The 23894-nt window shown below is 40.0% G+C and carries 25 protein-coding genes and 1 riboswitch; of the genes, 16 read left to right on the top strand and 9 right to left on the bottom strand.

Going from position 1 to position 23894, the window contains the following annotated elements:
• Positions 1-165 precede the first annotated feature (165 nt).
• Complete coding sequence (locus JOC77_RS18575; RefSeq protein ID WP_239558898.1) at positions 166-2409, top strand: bifunctional diguanylate cyclase/phosphodiesterase; 2244 nt, start codon at positions 166-168, stop codon at positions 2407-2409.
• A gap of 47 nt (positions 2410-2456) precedes the next feature.
• On the opposite strand, the gene JOC77_RS18570 is transcribed toward JOC77_RS18575, so the two are convergent.
• Both JOC77_RS18570 and JOC77_RS18565 read right to left on the bottom strand, forming a co-directional pair.
• Positions 2457-2660, bottom strand: coding sequence for a YwbE family protein (locus tag JOC77_RS18570; protein ID WP_204546772.1), 204 nt, complete (start codon positions 2658-2660; stop codon positions 2457-2459).
• Positions 2660-2866 (bottom strand): hypothetical protein, encoded by a 207-nt coding sequence (locus JOC77_RS18565; protein WP_204546769.1) that lies wholly within the window; start codon positions 2864-2866, stop codon positions 2660-2662. Before JOC77_RS18565 ends, JOC77_RS18570 begins: the two co-directional genes overlap by 1 nt.
• Positions 2867-3161: 295 nt before the next feature.
• On the opposite strand from JOC77_RS18565, the gene JOC77_RS18560 reads away from it, so the two are divergent.
• The gene (locus tag JOC77_RS18560) at positions 3162-3362 is read left to right on the top strand and encodes a cold-shock protein (RefSeq protein ID WP_204546765.1); all 201 of its coding nucleotides are present in this window, start codon (positions 3162-3164) and stop codon (positions 3360-3362) included.
• Between the two features lie 288 nt (positions 3363-3650).
• Entirely contained in the window at positions 3651-4667 is a 1017-nt protein-coding gene (locus tag JOC77_RS18555; protein WP_204546762.1) for an STAS domain-containing protein, read from the top strand.
• 39 nt (positions 4668-4706) lie between these two features.
• Here the strand turns inward: JOC77_RS18555 and JOC77_RS18550 are convergent, their stop codons facing one another.
• A complete protein-coding gene (locus tag JOC77_RS18550) occupies positions 4707-4895 on the bottom strand; it encodes a hypothetical protein (RefSeq protein ID WP_204546757.1) in 189 nt (62 codons plus the stop codon).
• 495 nt (positions 4896-5390) lie between these two features.
• Positions 5391-6560, bottom strand: a complete 1170-nt coding sequence (locus JOC77_RS18545) for a MalY/PatB family protein (protein WP_204546754.1) — start codon at positions 6558-6560, stop codon at positions 5391-5393.
• A gap of 161 nt (positions 6561-6721) precedes the next feature.
• Between JOC77_RS18545 and JOC77_RS18540 the strand changes: the two genes are divergently transcribed.
• Positions 6722-6982, top strand: coding sequence for a DUF1871 family protein (locus JOC77_RS18540; protein WP_204546737.1), 261 nt, complete (start codon positions 6722-6724; stop codon positions 6980-6982).
• Between the two features lie 6 nt (positions 6983-6988).
• Here JOC77_RS18540 and JOC77_RS18535 read toward each other — a convergent pair whose 3' ends face one another.
• Positions 6989-7834 (bottom strand): alpha/beta fold hydrolase, encoded by an 846-nt coding sequence (locus JOC77_RS18535; RefSeq protein WP_239558897.1) that lies wholly within the window; start codon positions 7832-7834, stop codon positions 6989-6991.
• Between the two features lie 408 nt (positions 7835-8242).
• Entirely contained in the window at positions 8243-8500 is a 258-nt protein-coding gene (locus JOC77_RS18530; RefSeq protein ID WP_204546734.1) for an alpha/beta-type small acid-soluble spore protein, read from the bottom strand.
• Between the two features lie 182 nt (positions 8501-8682).
• Here JOC77_RS18530 and JOC77_RS18525 point away from each other — a divergent pair, with 182 nt between their 5' ends.
• Positions 8683-9003, top strand: coding sequence for a transporter suffix domain-containing protein (locus JOC77_RS18525; protein WP_204546721.1), 321 nt, complete (start codon positions 8683-8685; stop codon positions 9001-9003).
• Between the two features lie 620 nt (positions 9004-9623).
• On the opposite strand, the gene JOC77_RS18520 is transcribed toward JOC77_RS18525, so the two are convergent.
• Positions 9624-9992 carry a helix-turn-helix domain-containing protein gene (locus JOC77_RS18520; RefSeq protein ID WP_239558895.1) on the bottom strand — a complete coding sequence of 123 codons (369 nt, stop codon included), beginning with the start codon at positions 9990-9992 and terminating at the stop codon, positions 9624-9626.
• Between the two features lie 231 nt (positions 9993-10223).
• On the opposite strand from JOC77_RS18520, the gene yugI reads away from it, so the two are divergent.
• Together yugI and JOC77_RS18510 are read left to right on the top strand one after the other, a co-directional pair.
• A complete protein-coding gene (gene yugI / locus JOC77_RS18515; RefSeq protein WP_204546714.1) occupies positions 10224-10625 on the top strand; it encodes a S1 domain-containing post-transcriptional regulator GSP13 in 402 nt (133 codons plus the stop codon).
• A 189-nt stretch (positions 10626-10814) separates the two neighbouring features.
• Complete coding sequence (locus JOC77_RS18510; RefSeq protein ID WP_204546711.1) at positions 10815-12014, top strand: ornithine--oxo-acid transaminase; 1200 nt, start codon at positions 10815-10817, stop codon at positions 12012-12014.
• Between the two features lie 320 nt (positions 12015-12334).
• On the opposite strand, the gene JOC77_RS18505 is transcribed toward JOC77_RS18510, so the two are convergent.
• Positions 12335-12574: a DUF378 domain-containing protein gene (locus tag JOC77_RS18505; protein WP_204546707.1), complete on the bottom strand. Its 240-nt coding sequence runs from the start codon at positions 12572-12574 to the stop codon at positions 12335-12337.
• A 260-nt stretch (positions 12575-12834) separates the two neighbouring features.
• On the opposite strand from JOC77_RS18505, the gene JOC77_RS18500 reads away from it, so the two are divergent.
• The 3 genes from JOC77_RS18500 (at position 12835) to JOC77_RS18490 (ending at position 16323) form a co-directional block, all read left to right on the top strand.
• Positions 12835-13998, top strand: coding sequence for an iron-containing alcohol dehydrogenase (locus JOC77_RS18500; RefSeq protein ID WP_204546704.1), 1164 nt, complete (start codon positions 12835-12837; stop codon positions 13996-13998).
• A 476-nt stretch (positions 13999-14474) separates the two neighbouring features.
• Positions 14475-15821, top strand: coding sequence for a glucose-6-phosphate isomerase (locus JOC77_RS18495; protein ID WP_204546701.1), 1347 nt, complete (start codon positions 14475-14477; stop codon positions 15819-15821).
• A gap of 100 nt (positions 15822-15921) precedes the next feature.
• On the top strand, positions 15922-16323 hold the full coding sequence (locus JOC77_RS18490; RefSeq protein ID WP_204546698.1) for a YugN-like family protein: 402 nt from the start codon (positions 15922-15924) through the stop codon (positions 16321-16323).
• On the opposite strand, the gene JOC77_RS18485 is transcribed toward JOC77_RS18490, so the two are convergent.
• Positions 16320-17309, bottom strand: a complete 990-nt coding sequence (locus tag JOC77_RS18485; protein WP_204546695.1) for a potassium channel family protein — start codon at positions 17307-17309, stop codon at positions 16320-16322. The genes JOC77_RS18490 and JOC77_RS18485 overlap by 4 nt on opposite strands.
• A 135-nt stretch (positions 17310-17444) precedes the next feature.
• Positions 17445-17630, top strand: a riboswitch (cobalamin riboswitch).
• 458 nt (positions 17631-18088) lie between these two features.
• On the opposite strand from JOC77_RS18485, the gene JOC77_RS18480 reads away from it, so the two are divergent.
• The 6 genes from JOC77_RS18480 (at position 18089) to JOC77_RS18455 (ending at position 23316) form a co-directional block, all read left to right on the top strand.
• A complete protein-coding gene (locus tag JOC77_RS18480) occupies positions 18089-18214 on the top strand; it encodes a nicotinate-nucleotide--dimethylbenzimidazole phosphoribosyltransferase (RefSeq protein WP_204546692.1) in 126 nt (41 codons plus the stop codon).
• The gene (locus JOC77_RS21905; RefSeq protein ID WP_204546675.1) at positions 18208-18357 is read left to right on the top strand and encodes a nicotinate-nucleotide--dimethylbenzimidazole phosphoribosyltransferase; all 150 of its coding nucleotides are present in this window, start codon (positions 18208-18210) and stop codon (positions 18355-18357) included. Before JOC77_RS18480 ends, JOC77_RS21905 begins: the two co-directional genes overlap by 7 nt.
• 58 nt (positions 18358-18415) lie before the next feature.
• Complete coding sequence (locus JOC77_RS18470; protein ID WP_204546661.1) at positions 18416-19393, top strand: ABC transporter substrate-binding protein; 978 nt, start codon at positions 18416-18418, stop codon at positions 19391-19393.
• Positions 19359-20423, top strand: a complete 1065-nt coding sequence (locus tag JOC77_RS18465) for a FecCD family ABC transporter permease (RefSeq protein WP_204546658.1) — start codon at positions 19359-19361, stop codon at positions 20421-20423. The genes JOC77_RS18470 and JOC77_RS18465 overlap by 35 nt, the downstream gene beginning before the upstream one ends.
• Position 20424: 1 nt before the next feature.
• The gene (locus JOC77_RS18460; RefSeq protein ID WP_204546655.1) at positions 20425-21717 is read left to right on the top strand and encodes an ABC transporter ATP-binding protein; all 1293 of its coding nucleotides are present in this window, start codon (positions 20425-20427) and stop codon (positions 21715-21717) included.
• Positions 21718-22116: 399 nt separating this feature from the next.
• A complete protein-coding gene (locus JOC77_RS18455) occupies positions 22117-23316 on the top strand; it encodes a sensor domain-containing diguanylate cyclase (RefSeq protein WP_204546652.1) in 1200 nt (399 codons plus the stop codon).
• Positions 23317-23894 lie beyond the last annotated feature (578 nt).

Here is a 23894-nt window from a genome sequence, read left to right as displayed (position 1 = left end):
TAAATCCAAAAAATCATTCATAAATAAAGCAGAAATAAAAGAAAAGAGATTTTTAGGAGATAGGTTTTTTTATTTAGGCTAAACGTTCTCAAAATTTTCATTTATTTGCCGATATGAACAATAAGAAGAATTGATATTCAGTCATTTATTTTTGGGAGATAAAAAATGAAAATGGAACTCAGTAAACAGAAACGAAGATGGATTACCATTTTGAGTGTTTGTATCCTTGTCTCAGAGATACTATTTGATGCAGGAACGTTCTTTCTGCCGGAAAACAATCTGGTTCTGCGGCTTGTACATTTATCCTTTAGTTTCGGAATTGTTATTTTTATGGTTAAATTACTTGGCGGCATTGATAAAACCTCTGTTGAACTGCATAAAAGCAACCAGAAGCTTAGAAATATATTTGATACACTGGATGTTGCCATTTGGTCTCATGATATGAAGGCTAATACTCTGATCATTTCACCCGAGATCGAGAAGATATATGGGTACGCAAAAGAGGAGTTTTATCAGGACTTGAGTCTATGGAAAAAAGTAATTGACCCTGAAGATAATCATGTATTGGCTGAAAGAACTAAACAGCTACAATTAGGGCTTCCTGTAACTAGTTTTTACCGTATCAAGCGTCCGGATGGCGAGGTGCGGTGGATACAGGACCGAGGAATTCCGACTTTGGACGATAAAGGAAAATTGGTTGATTTCACCAGTGTTTTATTTGATATAACGGATAGAAGGGAAAGTGAAGACTTATATCGCAGCTTGATTGAGATGTCCCCTGACATCATTTCAGTGATCAGCAATAGGCAAATTGACTATATCAATGAAACTGGAAGCAGGCTGGTGGGTGCCTCGAGTCCAGGTGAGCTGATAGGCAAGCCGATTTCTGCATTTGCTTCTCAGCATTCTATTAAAGAGATCCGTAAGGTATTAAGAGAATCGGAACAAACGGAGCTGGGAATGGTTCGTTTTGAAATGGAAGCAACACGATTGGATGGGGGGACAATCGATGTTGAGATGTCCGCTATGCCTATTCTTTATGAAGGAAGACATGCCAGGCAGGTGGTTGGAAGAGACATCACCGAGCGGAAGAAAGCTGAAAGAACGATTCAGTATATGGCATATTACGATTCCTTAACCGGTCTGCCTAACAGGAATATGTTTGGAAATACCTTACATACCATGATGGAAGAAAAAACCGTTAAAAGTTTAGCCGTGCTTTTTTTAGATATAGACCGTTTTAAAATAATCAATGATACGAAAGGCCATACAATAGGTGACTTATTGCTGAAACAAGTGGCTCATAGATTGGATACAGCTGTCCATGATGAGGGATTAGTCTCCCGGCAGGGCGGTGATGAATTTATCATTTTATTGAAAGATATGGATAAAGAGTATGTGGAATCAGTTGCCCAGAGGATCCTTTTCAAATTTGCAAAGCCATTTGTGCTGAATGGAGAGGAGTTTTTTGTAACTCCCAGCATAGGAATCAGTATGTTTCCAGGGGATGGAATGGATCAGGACACACTGATAAAACATGCAGACACGGCTATGTACCTGGCTAAGGAAAAAGGGAAGAATAATTATCAGTTTTATACCCCGGATCTGGATAAACTTTCAATGCGTAAAATGGAACTGGAAAAAGGGCTTAGAAAAGCGCTGGCACAAAACGAATTTGTGCTTCACTATCAGCCTCAGGTAGAAGTAGAGACAGGTATTATAGTGGGGATAGAAGCGCTGATCCGCTGGGAGCATCCAAAACTAGGTATGATACCTCCGGGAGAATTCATCCCTCTAGCAGAGGAGACCGGGCTCATCGTGCAGATGGGGAAATGGGTTTTGCGCACAGCAAGTGAACAAAATAAGAAGTGGCAGGATGAAGGCATTCCGCCAGTGCCGGTTGCCGTAAATGTATCGGTACGGCAAATTCAGGATGACGGCCTGATTCATGATGTTAAGCAGATTCTGGAGCAAACAGGTCTTGAACCCCGTTATCTGGAGCTTGAAATTACAGAAAGTATTATGCAGAACATAGAAAGATCTACGGTTATATTAAATCAGTTAAAGGACCTTGGAGTCTTGTTATCTTTAGATGATTTTGGCAAAGGGTACTCATCCCTGAGCTATCTCAAACATTTGCCGATAGACATCATTAAAATTGATAAATCCTTTATTGATGATATCTTAGAATTATACAGTCCTGGGTCGATCGCTAAAGCTATCATTGATATGGGACAGAACATGAACTTTACAGTTATAGCAGAGGGAATAGAAAAAGAGGAACAAGTAAAATTCCTTTTAGAGAACTCTTGTAAAATAGGCCAAGGATATTATTTCAGCAAACCGGTGCCGGCAGATAAAATCAGTGATATCCTGCAGCGGCGTTTTCAGGAAATGTTCATTCATTAACCGCTTATGCCACATAAAAAAAGCATTGCAGACAGCTGCAATGCTTTTTACTTAGACTCTGAACGAATCGTTTTAACCCTGCCAACTTGTCCATCTGTCAGCCTTACTTTAATACCATGAGGGTGAAAGCTTGAATTGGTTAAGATATCTTTTACTATTCCGCTTGTGGTTTTACCTGTTCTTTGATCTGCTTTTAAAACAATATCAACAGGCAGTCCAGGCTTGATATCGGGTCTATTCTGTCCGTTCATCAGGTGCCCATTTTTCTGCGCTGATTACTTACTTTTTTGGTTTGCTGGCTTTTCATTTTTTTTCCTGCCTGCCCAGTGCTTGTTATGGATTTCCCGCCCGATGATTGGTTTTTCTTATTTGCAAGCTGCTGCTTAATAGCATCCTGAAGGCTTACTTTCTTTTTAGAAGTTTCCGTTACTTGTTCTGATTGATTGGATTCAGTCATCCTAATACCTCCTGCTAAACGTATTAAGTTTAGTATAGCCTATTCTAGATAAATGTGAATATTGAATTAGGGTGAAAGAGGAAAAAATCTTAAAGGGAATAAAGCTCTAGGGCTGGTTTAATAAAAATAGGAAGGCGTTCTAAACGATACTTACTTGCTATTTTTTTAAGTTTCTGTTAATCTTAAATAGAATTATTTTTGTTCGGTGTATAGGATAGTAAGTGATAACTTTTCGTCTTGGATCACTTAGAGCAAGGATAGTAATATGGTGTACTCACACTAGGAGGCAACAAAAATGGAACAAGGTAAAGTAAAATGGTTTAATGCAGAAAAAGGTTTTGGTTTTATTGAGCGTGAAAGTGGAGACGACGTATTCGTACATTTCTCAGCTATCCAAGGCGAAGGTTTCAAATCACTTGAAGAAGGTCAAAGCGTAACTTTTGACGTAGAACAAGGTAACCGTGGACCTCAAGCTTCTAACGTTCAAAAAGCATAATTGAATGACTGCTAAGCAGACTCATCCTATGAGTCTGCTTTTTTCTATTTTTATTGTAAATTTTAAACTATCCAAGCTGCAGTATTGCATGTATTGCTTGCCCTTACCTATTAAATAAGAGAGAATAGGGCCTGTATGGACGCTTGATATCAGCGTGTTCTTTAAGAAATGGTTAATTAAACGTATATAAGGAATCCTAAAAAAGCGGCTCTATTTGACCGTTATTTATTTACTTTAGATTATTCGATCATCACCTTGCTAATATTGCTAAAAGGGAGAGTATCATAGATGAGTCAAGAATCAAGCATAAATATTGGGGGACTCTCTTTTCAATGGAATTTAGAAAAGGGTCAATTCAAATATGAAGGCGAAGATGCTGTACTATTCTGGATTAGTTCAGCAATGAAAACTTTATTTGATTCGATTGAGGAGATATCAGGTCTTGAATCAGCCAGTCTGGTGCTAGAAACCACTGGGTTCCGGCAGGGCCTGGTAGTGGGAGAGTATTTTCAAAAAATGAAGCTGAACATCAGCGATGTGGCAAAGGTTCTTCCCAATACATACGGTTCGGCCGGCTGGGGTGAAATTGTTATTAAGGAACTGGATCCTGGTAAGAAATCCATTCTCGTACAGCTGAAAAACAGCTGGGAATATAAAATTAATCAGGCTCAGGGTAAAACAAAAGCAGGTAGCTTTATGCCAGCCCATTATGCCGGGATTTTTTCAGGACTCTTTGGTACTAATATTTGGTATGAAATTCGTCAAAGCCAAATTGAAGGAAAAGACCATGATATAGTCGAATACTTCCCTTCTGATATCACGGTTACCAAGAATATTCACCAGCTTGCCAGACAAAAGGAAACAGAACAGATACAGATGCTTGAAGCAGTGGTTGAGGATAAAACGAGGGAGCTGCAGGGCCTTGTGAAGGAGCTTTCTTCCCCCATTATACCTGTTCTTGAGGGAGTCGTGGTTGTGCCGCTTCTTGGCAGGTATGACGAAGCGCGTTCAACAGATTTAATTGAGAAAACGCTGAATAACCTCCCTAAATACCAGGCTGACTATCTGATCCTGGATTTAACAGGCCTGGATAAAGATTTAAGTGATTATACAGCTCACTTTATTCATAAGCTTGGTTCAACTGCCAACCTGATTGGAATGAAAACGATCCTTGTAGGAATATCCCCTGAACTATCCATCATTATTTCCAATTCTAATACCGGATTAGCCCAGTACGATTGTTTCCAGACACTTCAGCATGGCATTTACTATGCTTTAGGACAGGCGGGAAGAAAAATCATTTAAACGATAAAAACCGATCTCAGATCGGTTTTTATCATTTTTTTATGTAATTACATAGCCAGCGATCCCTAATAATAATATAAGGGCTAAAATAACATACATCCATGTTAGCCGTGACAAATTCCCTCTCGTTGCAGAGCTGTAGTCTTCATCACTTTTACCGCCTAGTAAAATGGTGCCGATTAAGGAAAAAATACCTATAATAATTACTAAAAATATAGCCAGTTTCATCTTATCATCACTCCATTAATTGTATTCTACAATAAAAAAAGTGATAGGAATAAAGAACTTTTTGACAAAAGCATGGCAATTTAGCTTCAAAAAGGAAGTATAAAAATTTGAGCTTATATAATTATCCAGCTCCAAGCTGAGACGCTCGTGTCATAAGCCATTCAGTCCATGGAAGAAAAGCACTTCTCACAGCGCCGGCTCGTCTTATGCACGGCTTGTGCACGATGCACAAGATGGGCGAGCCAGGCGAGGCCACAGGACGTGGCGCGTTCGAGCGTGGTAAGTGCGACTAGGCTTCTGTCTTCGCTGTCGCTCGCGAATCAGCAGGTCTACTTTATCGGATGTCTTGCCTGCCATTTTAATTCACATGGTTATAATAGGCAGGATGTACATTCAGAGTGGCAGGCACCATTTTACGCTCTTCGTGTTTCCTTTATCTCATGCGGAGCGCTTCAGTCCATACATCGCTAAACGGGCGACCCGCGCTTTTCTATTTTACGTAAGTGCTGTCTTTAAACGGTTTAACCCGTCTGCAAGCAGTTCCCGGGGGCATCCAATATTCATCCGTACAAAACCTTCTCCTCCAGGGCCATATTTTGTTCCAGGGTCGAGAGCAAGCTTGCCTTTTTTAGTAAGCATTTCATTTAGCTCCGTGTCTGAGAGGTGTAAGTTCCGGCAGTTCATCCATAGTAAAAAGGAAGCCTCAGGCATCATGCAAGAGATGGCAGGAAGCTCTCTTTTAATAAAGCTGTTGGCATACTCAGCATTCTCCTTAATATATGCCGCAATAGAATCAAGCCAATCGGATCCTCCCGTATAGGCGGCTTCCATTGCCGTTAAAGCGAAAATATTTAGACCATCAAAACCACGTCGGTCGTGTACATCATTAAACTTTCTCATCAATTCTTCATTTTGAGAAATTACTATAGAGGCTTGCAGGCCTGCAATGTTAAAGGTTTTGCTGGGAGCCATTGCTGTTATCGTAATATCTGCCATTTCCGGGCTGAGGGATGCAATCGGTATATGCCGGTTAGGGGCAAGCGCAAGGTCAGCATGTATTTCATCAGAAATGATGATAACATTATGCCGTCTGCACAGTTCTCCAATTGTTTCGAGCTCATCTCTTGTCCATACCCGTCCTCCAGGATTATGGGGGCTGCATAAGAGAAATAATTTCACACCCGACTTTAATTTTTCCTCAAAATCTTCAAAATCAATCACATAACGGCCGTTCTCCAGCACTAATTCATTATTAACGAGCGTACGGTTATTGCGTGTAACCATGTTAAAAAAAGGTGCATATACAGGAGACTGAACTAATATACGGTCCCCATGCTCTGTTAGTGCCTGGATGCAGGTACCTAATGCAGACACAACTCCCGCACTAAATTGAATCCATGATTTTTCAATATACCAGTTATGCCGTTTCTCCATCCAGAGAGTGATAGAATCATATAATTCTTTCGAAGGAGATGTGTAGCCAAATACAGGGTGCTTTATTCTTGCCTCCAAGGCTGCTGTTATAGACGGCGGTGAGGGAAAATCCATATCGGCAACCCACATTGGCAGCAGCTCGTGATCACCGAACCTTTCTCCAACTCCATCCCATTTTAAACAGGATGTATTTTTTCTAACAATTACTTGATCAAAAGCGATGTCTAACAAGTCTTTCACCCCGTTTATTTAATTTTTGACGAAAAAATATAAAATGGCTTTCTTAGCGGTAAGAAAAACAAGTAAAAAACACGAGTTTTTCTAATTATTTTTTTATGATACTATATAATGTACATTTATAAATAATAAATTATCAAAATGGAGTGAATATTTTGAATAAACAAGATAAATCGATCCCATTGAACCAGTGGCTGGATGAATGGGATCCTCTAGATATAGGACCATCTTCTTATGATACTGAAAAAGCAGATATAATGGGAATTCTATATATTTCTGACAACCCGCGTATAGTTGCTGAAAAAATAAAAGAAATTCTTGAATTTTCTTTTGGAGAAACTATCAGCACGGAAAAAAGTCTGGCTGCCGCTAACATGCTGCTGCTGCTTAAAAATGATTCTTCTTGTTCGATTTAGCAGGAACTATTCAGCTGCTTCAATAAACTCTTTCATGCAGGAATAAACCTTCTCAGGCTCCTCTTCCGGCAGAAGGTGCCCTGCCCCTTCAAATATTTTAAGAGAAGAGTTTGGCAGATCTGCATGAAGTCTCCTGCCAATGTCTGGAGACACCACTTTATCATGCTCTCCCCATAAGAGAAGACAAGGGGTTTCGATTCTTTTCAAATCGTCCTGGCTTAAGTCGCCCTCCCATTCACGTATCATTTTAGTCAGCCCTTTAAAGATTTCATTATTTAAAAAAGGCTCCATATAGCCCTTTACCATTTCCTGGTCTATGAGAGAGTGATTAAATACTACATTCTGCAGGTTCTTTTCTATCCCGGTTTTCGCAAGCCGCCTTTTAACAAACAAATGAAAAAATGGAAGGCGGCTGGTGAATGTAAGGGAGGCGCTGGATTTCTTTAAATAGCCAGAGCTGCATAGAAGCACCCCTTTAGCTGCTAACTCCGGTGCATCCTTCATAATATTTAAGCAAGTCTGCCCCCCCATAGAATGGCCGGTCAAAATCACTTCTTTTATATCAAGCGATTTTAGTAATTCAATGATCATTCTGGAATGGTTTTTATGTGAATAAATATATTTATTGCTTTTGCCGCTGTTGCCAAAGGGAGGCAGATCTACAGATATAATATTGTAGTCGCGAGCTGCATAAGGAATAAGTTTTCTAAAACTAAATGTTGAAGATAGAAAACCATGCAATAGCAAAATAGTAGTGGTTGAAGAAGGGTGCTGATAATACTCATAATAGATTTCATTTCCAAAAATTTTTTTTTGCCCCTTCATTACCTTCTGTGCCTGAATACTCTCCATCACCATCCACCTCTCTAACATAATGGTATTTTACCCATTTATTATGAATAATTCTAATTTGTGAATCATCATTTATTAGAAAAAGGCAGTTAGTCCCATTAACTAGGAATATAGAAAACTGTTTTATACAGATACAAAAACAATCAGGTTTTTATTACAAGAATCGAGAGGAAAGGTATGCGAGACTAATCATGGGAATAAGCTCTTATTTGTGGGTATTCCATCAACCATTTGGAATAACATTAGTATTCAAAGGTTCAATAACAGGTAACTTAAATCTTTATAGAGTGTACTACTTCCGTACGTGACTGCCTTCATTGATAAGGAGGAATCACTGCAAAAGCTTTTTATAAGCGAAGCCTTGTCTATCTAAGCAAAGCTTCGCTTACTAATCTTAATAAATTGTCCTCAGCTCTTATTATTTAAGTTTTGCTGAGCCATTTTGACAAGCTCTCTAACCATACTTCCGCCCAGCCTGCAGCCTACTCTCCCTGCCTGCTCGGAAGTAAGGCGCCCGTTATATCCCTTTTGCAGCGGAACTCCCACTTCTGCGGCCGCTTCAAATTTTGCGTCTTCAGGACTACTAGCATCTACAACCTTTGCTTTAAGCTGATCAAGAGCTTCTCTTGCCTTGGGCACCAGAATATTATTGTTTCTTCTAGCCATTACACCAACCTCCTGATTTTAAGATGCCCAGAAAGTAAATCGTTCATTTATCCATGTACATGTGTTTTCTCGTGTTATGAACGCTTGGGTAAGGATTGACTATAAGGTGCTATTCTTGAGAACTCCAGGAGGTCCCGTTACAATGGGGTTATAGAAACTAACTAAAAGATTGGAGTTCATGAATGCCTCCTAAACGAAAGTCGACTTTTAAGCTTGGAATCATTTTGCTTGTTGTATCCACCCTTATCTGGATAGCGCCTTTGCTAGTCCCTTTCCTAGATGTTAATGGGAAAACAAAATTAGCGATCACTGCAGTGCTCCTTGTTATCGCTGAAATACTATTTTGGGCAGGAGTATTTTTTGCCGGCAAAGAAGCTGCAAAACGCTTTAGAGGTTATTTAAACCCAAAGACGTGGTTTGCCGGAACAAAGGACCCAAACAAAAAAATGGGGAACGAAGCCGCACGTGAAGAAGAAACAGACCCGCAAAGACGGGACTCATAAACTCAGTTATGTACCAAAAACTGCAAAGCGGATCTTTGCAGTTTTTTTATGGTTGAAAGAGCTTGGCCTGTATGGATAGGCATGTTCGGTAACATTTTCGATCAAAGATACTACCAAATTTACATTTCTAAATAAAAGGCGATGTTAGAGCTTAATGTTGATTTACTCACTAAGTTGATCTTCGCTGCAGGTGCGAGACTCCTGCGGGAAAAGCGCGTATTGTCCAGATCCGGACTGACACCTTCGGTCATAAGCCAATCGCCATCAAAAGGCAAAAAGCGCCTTTCGCTGCCGCTTGTCTTATGTCTTTCAGATATCTGACTTTCTATATAGTGATTTCTAAAACGAGTTTGTTCATCACAATTCTCTAAAGAGAAGTACCTTGAAAGTCACCGTCCTCCGCTTTTCTATTAAGGGAGACCCCGCTGGCGTACACGTAAGAGGAGGCTCCCGGACCGCCCGCGGAAAGCGAGTGCCTGTAGCGGAAATCAACAGACAAGTTTTAAGCTAAATAAAAAAAGGGACAAAACTAATCGTTTTGTCCAAAAAAGGGGGGGAATACTAGAAAGCTAGAAAGCCTTATCAAACATTATGTCCATATTTTTATTATTTATACACGATTATAAATGCTGGTTTATTTTATTTTCATCGTCATAAAGCCAGCTCATCATATAATCAAATTCTTCCTCGGTTAACTCTTTTACTTTTCTTAGAATTAATATAGCTCTCTGTGGCCCCATTCCTGAAATTAACTGTGTTATTTCATTGTCAACCATCGGTATAGAGGGGGATGGGCTTTGCCAGCATAGTTCGGAAGCAGGCACTTCCAGTACAGCGGAGAGACGCAAAAGTGTGGGGATGTCAGGAACTTTCTCTCCAGTTTCAAATTGTTCTATAACATGAGTCCCTACTCTTATTTGTAAGGCCAAAGCTTTCTGGGTAAGATTTCTGTTTTCTCTTAGGAATTTAAGGATTTGACCTGGCTGCATCATTCTTCCTCCAACTTTTTTTGTTATATCTTATTAGGGGAGCCTAGATTAAGTGCACAGGCCGATACAAATCGCCCTTTTTTATGACACAAACTTCGCAATTTGAAGTTTGCATGTAAATACATACATTCAATCGCAGTTTAAGGAATTTTTGATTAAAAGGACAGCTTGTGTTATAATTTGATATTGCGTATATAGAATAGAAAAATTTAAGTATATAGGAGTGTTTTCATGTCTGAAAAATTCGAAGTAGGATCTGTAGTAACAGGAAAAGTAACGGGTATACAATCATATGGTGCATTTGTTGCTCTTGATGAGTCAACTCAAGGATTAGTTCATATCTCGGAAATTACGCACGGATATGTAAAAGATATTAATGAGCATTTAAAAGTTGGCGATGAAGTGAATGTTAAGGTTCTTTCTGTAGATGAAGGCGCTGGAAAAATCGGCCTTTCCATCCGCGCAACTGAGGAAGCTCCAGAGCGTCCTCAAGCACAGCCAAAACGTGCTCCAAAGAAGCGCCAGGCTACTGTTAAATCTACAACTGAGAATACTGAAGGTTTCAACACTCTAAAAGACAAATTACAAGAGTGGATTGACCAATCACAACGTGAAGATTTAATTAAAAAGTAATTCGACAAAAAGCGGGTAATGAATCTATTTCATTCCCGCTTTTTTATTATGTTTAAATAATAATCAAGTGTAGATTATAAATATGCAAATTGACTTTGCCGCTTAGAAAGCGCTTCAATAATTTAGGTTTGAATATCATTGTTTACCATGTACAATAGATATTGAAGTAGTGGATGGGAGGAATTTAAAATGACATTACAAACTAAAACGAGCAGTTTAATTGAACAAACAGAAAAGTATGGTGCACCTAATTATCATCCGCTTCCAATTGTCATAGCAGAAGCTGAAGGTGTCTGGGTAAAAGATCCAGAAGGACATAAATATATGGATATGCTCAGCGCCTATTCGGCTGTAAACCAGGGCCACCGTCACCCTAAAATTATTCAGGCCCTTAAAGATCAGGCAGACCGTGTGACGCTGACTTCCCGGGCATTTCATAATGACCAGCTTGGTCCTTGGTATGAGAAAATCTGCGGCCTTACAAAAAAAGAAATGGCTCTGCCGATGAACACGGGCGCAGAAGCCGTTGAAACAGCTGTAAAAGCGGCGCGCAGATGGGCTTATGATGTAAAAGGGGTAGAAGAGAACAGAGCTGAAATTATTGCATGCAGGGGTAACTTCCACGGCCGGACAATGACCGCTGTATCTCTTTCCTCTGAAGAAGAATATAAGCGTGGTTTTGGTCCGATGCTTCCAGGATTTACCCTTATTCCGTATGGAAATCTAGAGGCTTTAAAGGAAGCAATTACAGAGAACACCGCTGCCTTTTTAATTGAACCGATTCAGGGAGAAGCTGGAATTGTTATTCCGCCGGAAGGGTTTATGAAAGCCGCTAAAAAATTATGCGAAGAAAACAATGTACTGTTCATAGCAGATGAAATCCAGGCAGGTTTGGCCCGCTCAGGTAAAATGTTTGCCTGTGAATGGGAAGATGTAGAACCGGATATGTACATTCTGGGCAAAGCACTTGGGGGCGGAGTTTTCCCGATATCCTGTGTAGCTGCAAATAAAGACATTCTAAGAGTCTTCAATCCAGGTTCTCATGGTTCAACCTTTGGAGGCAATCCGATGGCTTGTGCAGTCTCCCTAGCATCTCTGGATGTTTTGATAGATGAAAAGCTTGCAGAACGTTCTAATGAACTTGGAGATTATTTCAAGGCGAAACTTCTAGAAATTAAAAATCCTAAGATTAAAGAAGTACGCGGCAGAGGACTATTCATTGGAGTAGAGCTTACAGAGCCGGCCCGTAAATATTGTGAACTGCTTAAAGAAGAAGGGCTGTTATGCAAAGAAACACATGATACAGTCATCCGATTTGCTCCTCCTCTTGTTATCTCAAGAGAAGATTTAGATTGGGCTATTGAAAGAATTCAAAAAGTTTTAGCTTAATAAAAATTTATAAATATTCAGGCTGCCGGCCAAGTCGGCAGCTTTATTTATTTAGTATAAAACCATTTCAATCTAATTAAGCAGTTATAAATCAAAAAGGAATTACTTGTTTTCTTATTGGTGAGATTAATCTCGAAAAATTCTAGGTATCATAAAAGTAGAATGTATCTAGCCTTCACGGAATTTATCTCCGGTTTTAACTAGCCATATTCTGCCGTATTGAAAAAAACATAGCCAGAACTAGAGGCTATGTTTTGTAACAGTATGACTTTACTGCCATATATTCAAGCTATTTAAAGACAGAAGCTTTAACTAACGGATTATCTTGTAGTTTCGGGCTCACGCTGTGTTGAGGTTTGAGTTTGTGGATCTCTTACGAATAGAAGCCCGATATTAATTAACCCGGCAAGACCGACTAATCCATAAATGATACGGGCTAAAGCTGAATCCTGGCCTCCGAAAATAGCTGCTACAAGATCAAATTGGAAGAATCCGACCAATCCCCAGTTAATGGCGCCTATAATTGTAAGTACTAGAGCAATACGCTGAATTGCACTCATACGAAATACCTCCTTAATTAATGGTTCATCATTAGAATGCTTATAGGGAAAAAAATTATGCAGCGGAGCAGATTTTTTAATATATAGAAAGTGAAAATTTGTTTATAATTTTTGCTCTAATAATACGCGATTTTTAAAATGTGATTTTGTTTCCAGATACATTTTCTTAGAAAGGCACCGTTCTCCGCTTTTTTTGTAATCTTTTTCTTTGATATTGTTTGTCTTCTTTTGCATAATAAGTAAGGAAAGGAGGCAAAAAAATGTTAAATTTTGCTTTTAAAAATCCAGTTAAATTAATTTTTGGCAGTGGTCAATTAGATCAGTTAAAAAATGAAATACCTCAGTATGGAAATAAAATTCTGCTTGTATACGGCGGAGGAAGCATTAAGAAAAGCGGATTATATGATAAGGTAATTAACACACTAAAAGAGTTGGATGCAGAAATCTTTGAACTAGCAGGGGTGGAACCGAATCCACGATTAACAACGGTCCATAGAGGTGTTGAAATCTGCAAAAGAGAAGGAATTGATTTCTTGCTTGCAGTAGGCGGCGGCAGTGTGATTGACTGTACAAAGGCAATAGCAGCTGGAGCCAAGTATGAAGGAGACGCCTGGGATATCGTAACAAAAAAAGCGCAGGTAGAGTCAGCTCTTCCATTTGGAACTGTACTTACACTTGCGGCAACAGGCTCTGAAATGAACGCAGGTTCTGTTATTACAAACTGGGAAACTCAAGAGAAATATGGCTGGGGAAGCCCGCTGACATTCCCTCAGTTCTCAATCCTTGATCCGGAAAATACGTTTACTGTGCCTCGGGACCAAACGATCTATGGAATTGTAGATATGATGTCTCACGTTCTTGAAACTTATTTCCATCAAGGAACTAATACAGTCCTGCAGGATAGAATGTGTGAATCTGTTCTGAAAACAGTTATGGAAACCGCTCCAAAACTGCTTGATAACTTAGAAAGCTATGAGCATAGGGAAACCATTTTATATTCAGGAACTATAGCGCTGAACGGAATGCTTTCTATGGGTATTCGCGGCGACTGGGCAACACATAATCTTGAACATGCTGTTTCGGCCGTATATGATATTCCACATGCAGGCGGTCTGGCAATTCTATTCCCTAACTGGATGAGACATGTACTTAACGAGAACCCGGGAAGAGTAAAACAATTGGCTGTCAGAGTTTTAGGCGTAGATCCTGAAGGAAAAACAGAAGAGGAAACAGGCCTCGAAGGAATCAACAAGCTCAGCGATTTCTGGAGCAGCCTTGGAGCACCTTCACGATTGGCAGATTATGATATCGATGACACCAAAATCGAGGTTATGGCTGATAAGGCTATGATTAACGGCGAATTTGGCAATTTTAAAAAATTAAATCGTGAAGATGTTTTAGCTATTTATAGAGCTTCATTATAATTTGGCAGCGGCACACATCGAATAGATGTGTGTTTTTTGATTGCTTTAATCCTTTTAATAGCTGCTTGTTATGTGTCCCATTTTAAGTTATTAAGGAGAGGATATAAGATAAATGGTGTATTTGTTTATTACTGAAAGGGCTTCTTGATCTTCTTCTATAGCCTGGTAACGAAGATTCATTCTAAACCGCTATTAACCCAATCCTTCCAAGTCCCTATGAAATTTTCGCTTCCTGATTCTTAACCATTGTTATTAGTAAGAAGCTGCTCAAAAAATACCGAAATATATAACACTTACATTGTTTGACTCGACCTCCAGTAGGAGTCGTGAAGAAGGGTTCCAAGCAGAATTTCACTGACTGAAATAGAGTTTTAAAAATACCTAAAAATGGGTACGCTTACATAATGGGGTATGCTTGAAAAGAGCGGCGGCTTTCGATAAAGTGGAATGGTAATCTAAAATATGGAGGAACAAACATGACACATGTACGTTTCGATTATTCCAAAGCACTTTCATTCTTTGGAGAACACGAATTAACATACTTAAGTAATGCTGTAAAAGCTGCACATCAAGCTCTTCATGAAGGTACTGGAGCAGGCAATGAATATCTTGGATGGGTTGAACTGCCTGATCAATATGACAAAGAAGAATTTTCGCGCATTCAAAAAGCGTCTGAAAAAATTAAATCTGATTCAGATGTTTTGTTAGTGATTGGAATCGGGGGTTCTTACCTAGGTGCCCGTGCAGCGATAGAAATGCTGCAGCACAGCTTTTATAACGCTCTCCCAAAAGAAAAACGAGGTACTCCTCAAGTCTTGTTTGTAGGTAACAACATTAGCTCTACATATATGAGAGATCTTATGGATCTTCTTGACGGCAAGGATTTCTCAATTAATGTCATTTCTAAATCGGGAACAACAACTGAACCGGCACTTGCTTTCCGTATCTTCCGCAAAATTTTGGAAGAAAAATATGGAGTGGAAGAAGCAAGAAAGCGTATCTATGCAACAACAGATAAAGAGCGAGGGGCACTTAAAACGCTTGCTAATGAAGAAGGCTATGAATCCTTTGTAATTCCTGATGATGTCGGCGGCAGATACTCTGTTCTTACAGCGGTTGGCTTACTGCCCATTGCAGTGAGCGGAGCTAATATTGAGGATATGATGAATGGGGCAGCACAGGCCCGAGCCGATTTCAGCAGTTCTGAGCTTGCGGAAAATGCCAGCTATCAATATGCTGCAGTCCGCAATGTTCTTTATAATAAAGGAAAAACAATCGAAATGCTGATTAATTATGAACCAGGATTACAGTACTTCTCAGAGTGGTGGAAACAGCTGATGGGCGAGAGTGAAGGGAAAGACCAAAAGGGGATTTATCCTTCATCCGCAAACTTCTCAACCGATCTTCACTCGCTCGGCCAATATGTTCAAGAAGGACGCAGAGACCTGTTTGAAACGGTTATTAAGGTCGAAACACCTAGGCATGAACTTACCATTGAAAGCGAAGAAAATGATCTTGATGGGTTAAATTACTTAGCTGGACAAACCGTTGATTTCGTTAATAATAAGGCTTTTCAAGGAACGCTTCTCGCGCATACAGATGGAGGGGTCCCTAACCTTATTGTAACGATTCCTGCGATGGACGCTTACACATTTGGATACCTTGTGTATTTCTTTGAAAAAGCATGTGCAATCAGCGGATACCTGCTGGGTGTAAATCCGTTTGACCAACCAGGCGTTGAAGCCTATAAAGTTAACATGTTCGCCCTGTTAGGCAAACCTGGCTTCGAAGAGAAAAAAGCAGAACTTGAAAAAAGATTATAATTAATAAAAGGGTGGCCAAGGGCCATCCTTTTTCTATTTCCCATTTTATTTCCCTGGTTTTGGGGTTAAGCTAAAGTAAACGAAACTAGGAGGTCTATAAATGATTGAAATACCTTCCCGGATTGAGGGACACACTTTTTCGCTATATGATCTGGAAAGTACGCTTGAACCTAAGGGGTATATCATCAGTGGAAATTGGGATTATGATCATGGATATTTTGATTATAAAATTGACGACCATAAAGGGTACCAATTTCTAAGAGTACCTTTTCGTGCTGCTGAGGGGCAGCTCGATACCCGCGGGGCGGCAGTCCAAATGGAGAGACCCTTTTTATTGTCGCATAAGTATCAAAAAGATCTGGATGATGCCTTTATAGGTAATATCTCTGCTTCATTTAATCAATTTCAGGAGCCTGTTAAAGCGGACGCAGAATTCCCTGAAAAATATGTCGACCTTGGGAAATCCCTTGTTCATGAGCTAGAGTCGATTCTTTTGGATTAAAACCTTCCGGCGATAATCTGATCTTCCTGCTCGACGATGTAATTAGGGAGCGGTGTGAATTCAACCTCAGCTCCCTTTTTTATGCCAATCAGGATGTATTGCTTTTTTAGTAAAAGCTCCTTTACTTCATCTATTCTTTTTTGTTCAAATTCAGGCGGTGCTGATAAACATTCAACTTGTAATTGAGGAATTAGACGGTCTACAACAACAGAACTATTTTCTGAATTAATTAAGCTGCGCTCCATTACAGAGCTTAGAACGGAATTTGTTTTTAAAATGATATCTGCACCGGCACGCTTCGCATTTTCTGTTTGTTCCTCTGTTAATATTTCTGCTATACAGCGCACTCCTGGATTCAATCCATTAATCGCCAGCAGGCACATGACTGTGAAAGTGTCGCTCTGGTACTCATCTTTAGATTGCCCTGAAGTAATCAATACCGTAGAGGCTTCCGAAATGTTTGCCCTTTTGAGAACATCGTCATGGCTTCCATTTCCACGGATAAAATGAAAAACATGATCCTTGAATGGATTAATCTCCAGGGTGTTGTCGATGAGCACAATCCGGTTGTTAAATTCAGCATCTCTTAGTTTAATAATGGTCTGCCTTGAGCGTTCATTCCAGCCAATAATGATATAATGGCCATTTTTAGTGAACGCTTTTTTGCCGGTAAGATAATTGGCCTGTGAAGTGACAGCAGCGGATGCAAGGGTCGTAATATAGGTTGTAAAAAGCCCGATTCCCGTAATGATTAAGATCATTCCAAGTACCCTTCCAACAGGAGTCACGGGTGCGAAATCACCATATCCGACAGTAGATGCTGTAACAAGCGCCCACCAGATACCTTCAAAAACACTGGGAAAGGTATAGGGTTCTATAAAGTGTATGGCTGTTCCAAATACAGCCGCAATTAAAACGGCCGCCGCCGCAAGCGTAACAATTCTAATCGGCCTAACATAGCCCTCGTTCAAATTAGGTCTGATCATGCACAGCCCTCCTAATAAATAGTATCCTCAGTACAGTATGGACAAAGTGAACGCTTTACATAATCCAGGTGTCATTCTGCCGTATTAAGTTTTCATTCTTTCCAAATTTCAACTTTTCTATTAGAATGGTAAAGAACTGAATAATCTTTTAAAAGTGCCCTTATTGAAAGGGATAATAGGGAAACCGGTGAAAATCCGGTGCAGCCCCCGCTACTGTAAGCGTTGAAAGAACACTGCAATCAAGCCACTGGCATTCATGCCGGGAAGGCCGCAGCCATATAAAACGCTAGCCAGGAGACCTGCTTTTAAAGAATCCAGTACTTATGCTTCGGTGGGAAGAATAAGCCAAGACGAGCGATGCTTTTATCATGCATGCCTACCCTTGACTTATTATGTCAGGGGTTTTTGTGTTCAGAAATAAGAATGCTTTTAGGTCCGGTATCCTTTAATGCGCAGCGGATCATAGTGGATGGTTCTTGAAATGAGGTGGCAGCGTGCCAAGGGACAGGCTGTTTGGAATAAATCGAAGGAGTCTACACGCGATTCTGGACACGCAACGTGCGATTTCTAAATACACGCGAGATTCCGATTTTACAAATGATTCAGCATTCTTAATTCCACCGGACAATCAAGGAGAGGAGGAAAACAACCTGCCGCTAAACGAGATAAAGTAAATGCTTCAAAAAAGCCTGTTAACCTGCATGTCATAATTACCGGCCGAGTTGCCAAAGACGAGCTGAGAGCAATCTGACTTAGTTTCTGATGACAGGGATCAGGTTATGGAGTCCACTTCGATAGGCATGGAGCGGGCAAAACAAATGATCGATAACGGGGCAAGACTCTTGATTTTAGTTGAGATGGGAATCGGGAATACATCAGCCAGCTCTGCTCCAATCCTGTGCTGACTGGCTGTGAAATAGAAACAGTCGTTAGTACGGGAACTGGGATTCAGGAAACTCAGCATTTACATAAAACACGGATTATAAAACAAGCTATCAAGAACAGACAGCCAGTAAAGGGCTGGAAGCATGCTATATGCAGCATCTAGAATATAATCTTGTTTCTGGAAGAAGTTAAACTACAATGATCTTATTTGGAGGATAATAATGAAAACTAATTTTACTAAAGGTATAGGCTTGCTTTCTATTCTGCTCATTCTGACTCTGGTTGTATTAACAGGCTGCAATAATTCTAATACAGAACCGAAAAAGGAAAAGACATCTGAACAAACTGCGAAAAAAGAAGCATTTCCAATCACCATTACAGATGATGAAGGCAAAAAGGTAAAGATCGAAAAAAAACCTGAAAAAATTGTATCCGTTACACCCAGCAACACGGAGATTGCCTTTGCACTTGGCCTGGAAGATCAAATCGTTGGAGTTTCAGATTTTGATAATTATCCGCAAGAAGCATTAAAAAAAGAGAAGGTTGGAGCACAGGAGCTTAACATTGAGAAGATGCTATCTCTTCAGCCAGATTTAGCACTTTTAGATACTTATCATTATAAAAACCATGCAGAGGTTATCAAACAGTTAAAAGAAGCAGGGACTGCTGTTGTAATTGTAAATAGCACAAAAAATACCTTTGATCAGGTGTATGATTCTATCGAACTATTAGGCAGAGCGACAGGTACTTCTAAGAAAGCTGAAACCATCGTTAAAGATATGAAGGACAAATTGGCAGAGGTGAAAGAAAAAGCGGCGAAAGTTAAAGAGAAAAAACGCGTCTGGGTAGAGGTTGCGCCACAGCCAGATATTTATACAACAGGAAAAGGGACTTTTATGCAGGAAATGCTTGATACAATCGGCGCGGTTAATGTCGCTGAAGGACAGCAGGGCTGGGTAAAAGTAAATGAAGAAGAAGCAGTTAAATATAATCCGGATGTGGTTATTACAACTTATGGATACTATGTGAAAAATTCAGCTCAACAGGTGTTAAGCCGAAAAGGCTGGTCAGCTGTACCGGCAGTTAAGAACAAGCAGGTATTCGATGTTAACAGTGATACTGTAACTCGCCCCGGTCCTCGTCTTGTAGAGGGAGTGGAAGCTCTTGGGAAGTCTATTTACCCGGATATATATAAATAATCGAAATAAGTTTTTTTATTTTTTTGGCATTCTATTTGTCATTTTTTCAATAATTATAGCTTTATTTTTAGGAACGGTTGCAATTACCGTTCCTGATATTTTAAGGATTGTCACTGAGCATTTAACCGGAATACCGCTTTATAAAGGACCGAAGAGCACAGAGATGATTATCTGGGAAATTCGATTTTCAAGGGTGGTGCTGGCCTTTTTTGTGGGGGCCGCTCTATCTCTTGCCGGCGCGGCTTTTCAAGGTTTACTTAGAAACCCGCTGGCTGATCCTTATACAATCGGAGTCTCATCAGGTGCTTCCCTTGGTGCAGTACTGGTTATCTTTTTTCAGCTTAATATTATTTGGCTTAACGGCTTTACTCTTCCCGTTTTTGCTATTGCCGGTGGAGGTCTGACGCTGCTCCTGGTTTTTGGAATCACCAGGCTGGCCAGCAGTACGCTTGCTAATGAAACCATCATCTTAGCGGGGGTTATTTTGTCCTCTTTTACCGGAGCACTGGTATCTTTGCTCATGGCACTCACTCCAAGAGAAGATGTCAGACAGATCCTTTACTGGCTTATGGGAAGTGTGTCTATGAGAGGCTGGGAACATGTAAAGCTGATTATTCCGTTTTTTGTCATTGGTGCTGTTATCCTTTTGCTTCATGCCAAAGAGTTAAATGGACTAGCTCTGGGAGACCAATCAGCACAATTTACGGGAATTAACGTAAAAAAGAAGAAAAGGCTGATTTTGATCGCTGCTTCTATATTAACAGGGGGAGCAGTGGCTGTTTCTGGTGCAGTTGGATTTGTAGGGCTTGTAATTCCCCATCTGGTCAGACTGATTTCAGGGGCGAATCATAAGCATGTTTTGCCGCTGACCCTGTTTATTGGCGGAGGATATTTAGTGCTGGCCGATTTAGCCGCTAGGACCATTATCTCGCCAAGGGAACTCCCAATAGGTGTTGTTACGGCACTGATTGGTGCGCCAATTTTCACCATGCTGCTTATAAAAGAAAGAATGAGGAGGGGGGGAATATAACATGCTGCACGTTCAGAACCTTTCAGGTGGATATGATAAGAAACACCCTGCTGTTCATGATGTGAGTTTCCAAGTGGAAAAAGGCAGTTTTTTTGCCCTTCTCGGTCCTAATGGCAGCGGTAAAACTACCATTATCAGACTCTTAATGGGTGTCATTCCCATCTCAAGCGGCGGAGCCTTGCTCGATGGAAAGCCTATTGACCGCTATTCCTCTGTAGAGCTGGCACAAAAGGTAAGCGTCTTAAGCCAGGAAAACCAAATGGGGCTGGATTTCACTGTGGAAGAAATTGTGGCCCTTGGGCGTTATCCCTATCAGGCGAAACGATTATTCCATGAAGAATCTGAAACAGACAGAGAGGCCGTTAAAGAGGCAATGAAGCTGACACATTTAGATTCCTATAAATCAAAGCCGTTTATTTCCTTAAGCGGAGGAGAAAAACAAAGAGTTCTCCTTGCCAAAGCACTGGCGCAGGAACCCGAACTAATCATACTGGATGAACCAACTAATCATTTGGATATAAAGCATACTCTTGAAATATTGGATCTGCTGAAAAAACTGCAAAAAGAGAAGAATTTAACTGTACTTGCAATTCTTCACGACCTTAATATTGCCTCGATTTATGCGGATGCTCTTGGAATGCTGAAACAAGGAAAACTGATTCAGATATCCGAAGGCTTTTTAAAGAATGATGAAGAATTATTACGGAAGGTCTATGAGACAGATTTACATATTGCCGCTCACCCTGAAATGGCTAAGATGCAAGTTTCCTTTATGCCCCGGCAGCAGATAACCTCAAAAAGGGTATCAACTTCCCCCTTTTCTGTTAATGAAGAGAAAGATCGTTTAATCCTTCAATTTGACTCTCAGCTTAGAACTCTCGCTCTTGGTAAGGATGGAGACGGTCTGGCCTGGAGCGCAGGTATGATGTGTACAAATATAATATCTAACGCGGAAGTCCCCGAGCATTACATAAGATGGGAATATCCTGAAAGCAGCATAGAATGTATACAGGAAGACTTGCTTGGAAGTAGTTGTATTCTTATGAAACATTGGGATGGAGCAGAGGTTCATTTGGCTCTATTTACAGAATTCCCTCTAAGTGATATCGACTTAATGAATCTATCAATAAGCATTACAGAATCCCGGATGAAGTTATATCCTGTATCAATGACTGGCCGTATAGTGGTAGGAACAGATAGAAGCAAAAGAAAAAACAAGACAGACGAAATGAAAAAGGTCTTCTTGGAAGAATTAAAAATTTGGGTATTGGCTAAAGTTCAGAACCTCAGGTAAAGGTGACTAACCCCTGGGTTCAGCAGGGTGTACAAGGAATAAATCGGTTTATTATAGCTGGCATGATTTCACGAAAAAAATAAAATAGCTGATTACTTAATTACCATGAAAAATATCATTTATATGAAGCGGGTATCACAGTTCCAAAGCAGTAGAAGATCATCTTCGCTTTTAATATAAATTAGTTGAAATAATTAGAATTTTATACCATTTTCTTTTTTGCAGTGATAAACTATTATTACATTGTTTAAGGATATATAGGTATTAATAAATGCAGAGGCGGTTCATATCTAGCCAAATTAGGGCTTTAGCCTATTTTTTTGATATCAAACAATGGCTGATGTGTTTCCTGGATTCGAAACTAATATTCAATAGATTAACATAAAAAAGAGTGAAGATATGGATGATGTTAAAATGAGAAATATTGATGAGGCAAATCAGCTGGCCAGCATTCTTTCGGCACTTAAAACCATTGGCTCTACTTCTTTCTGCAATCTGGAAGTATCAGAGAATAGTGTGATAGAGACAGAACATACCAAGCTTCTCTCATCAATTAAGGAAGAACTAAATAAGCTCGATGAAAAATTAAAGGATATGACATGGCTGAATAGTCATTTGCGAATTTTACAGGATTTCGGGCAAACGTGTACACAGACCTTGAATGAGCAGGTCTTGATGGAAAAGGCCTATGAACTTGTGTCTAGAGTTATGCCAACAGACGCCTTCTTTATAGCACTGCATACAGAAGAAAGTCCAGAAATTCATTTTCCTTTCATGGCTGATGAAGGAGAAATCCTTATGCCTGATATTATTCCATTAGACAGCAACAGCTTTACAGCTAAGGTTATTAAATCTAAAGAAACAATTCATGCTAAAACGGCGGAAGAGCTGGATGAATTCGATGAAACGTTTGGGACTGGAAATCAAGGGAAAACCTGCATCTTTGTTCCAATCATTATTGATGACAAAGTAAAAGGGGTTATTTCAGCCCAAAGCAACCAAGAATTTGCTTATCGGAAAGAGCATGAAGAATTGCTTCAAATGATAGGAAACCAGGTGATGAGCTCGATCATTACTGCACAGCTCTATTCAAAGAATTACAAGATGTCACTTACAGATGAGATGACTGGCCTCGGGAATTATCGAGCTTTTCATTCTGACTTGGAGAGATTAATTCAGGATCGTAATCCTCTTGCTTTAGTGATGATAGATTCAGATGGTTTAAAAGGCATTAACGACACATATGGTCATCATGCCGGTGATTTATACTTAAAAACGTTGTCCGCTGCATTAAAAAACATCAAACTTCCTGATGCGAGTGTATACCGTTATTCTGGCGATGAATTTATGATAATTCTAAAAAACCCTACCATGGACAATCTAAGCAGTATTTTTACTGAATTAAGAGCTTATTTAATAAATAAGCCTATCAGCATAAATGAAGCGGACATATTTGTGAGTTTTAGCGGAGGAGCGGCTATTTATCCAGACCACGCTCAATCCGCAGAAGAATTAAAGAAAACAGCAGATCACGTTCTTTATATGTCTAAAAGAATGGGGAAAAACCAAGACATGATATATTCAGGTACAGGATTCTAGAGTTCTTTCCGAATGAATCGAAGCGGGATTAAATAAGGCCAGGCTCTTCTTCTTATATGATGAGAAGAGCCTGGCCATTTTAATAGTGTTAAATAATACTGTTCATCATCCTGAATGTCACGAGAACTTTTTGAAAAGCACCGTTCTCCGCTTTTCCTGTTGTCCAGCTGCAAGCTGAGACCCTCGAGTCATAAGCCAATCAGTCCATGAGAAGAAAAAGCGCTTCTCACGGCCTGCTCGTCTTATGCTTGGCTAACGCATAAGTGCGACTAAGCTTCTGTCTTCACTCTCGCTCGCCAATCAGCAAGTCTTCTTTATCGGGTCTCTGCCTTCCATTTTTAAAAGTTATGAAAATTATTAGCAGATCATTCATCTCATAATTAAGTGATGTATTGGAAGGCACCGCTTTCCGCTTTTCCTGTTGTCCAGCTGCGAACTGACACCTTCGGTCATAAGCCAATCGCCATCAAAAGGCAAGAACGACCTTTCGCTGCCGCTTTTTCTGTGAAAATAAAAAAAGAACTAGGGATCAATCCTCTCCAAAGTAATCTAGAAGGGTAAAAAAGGCAACACGAAAA

Source organism: Peribacillus deserti (assembly GCF_016909175.1).
In the GTDB taxonomy this organism is placed as follows: domain Bacteria; phylum Bacillota; class Bacilli; order Bacillales; family DSM-1321; genus Paraperibacillus; species Paraperibacillus deserti.
This window is presented reverse-complemented; position numbering and strand designations above follow the sequence as displayed.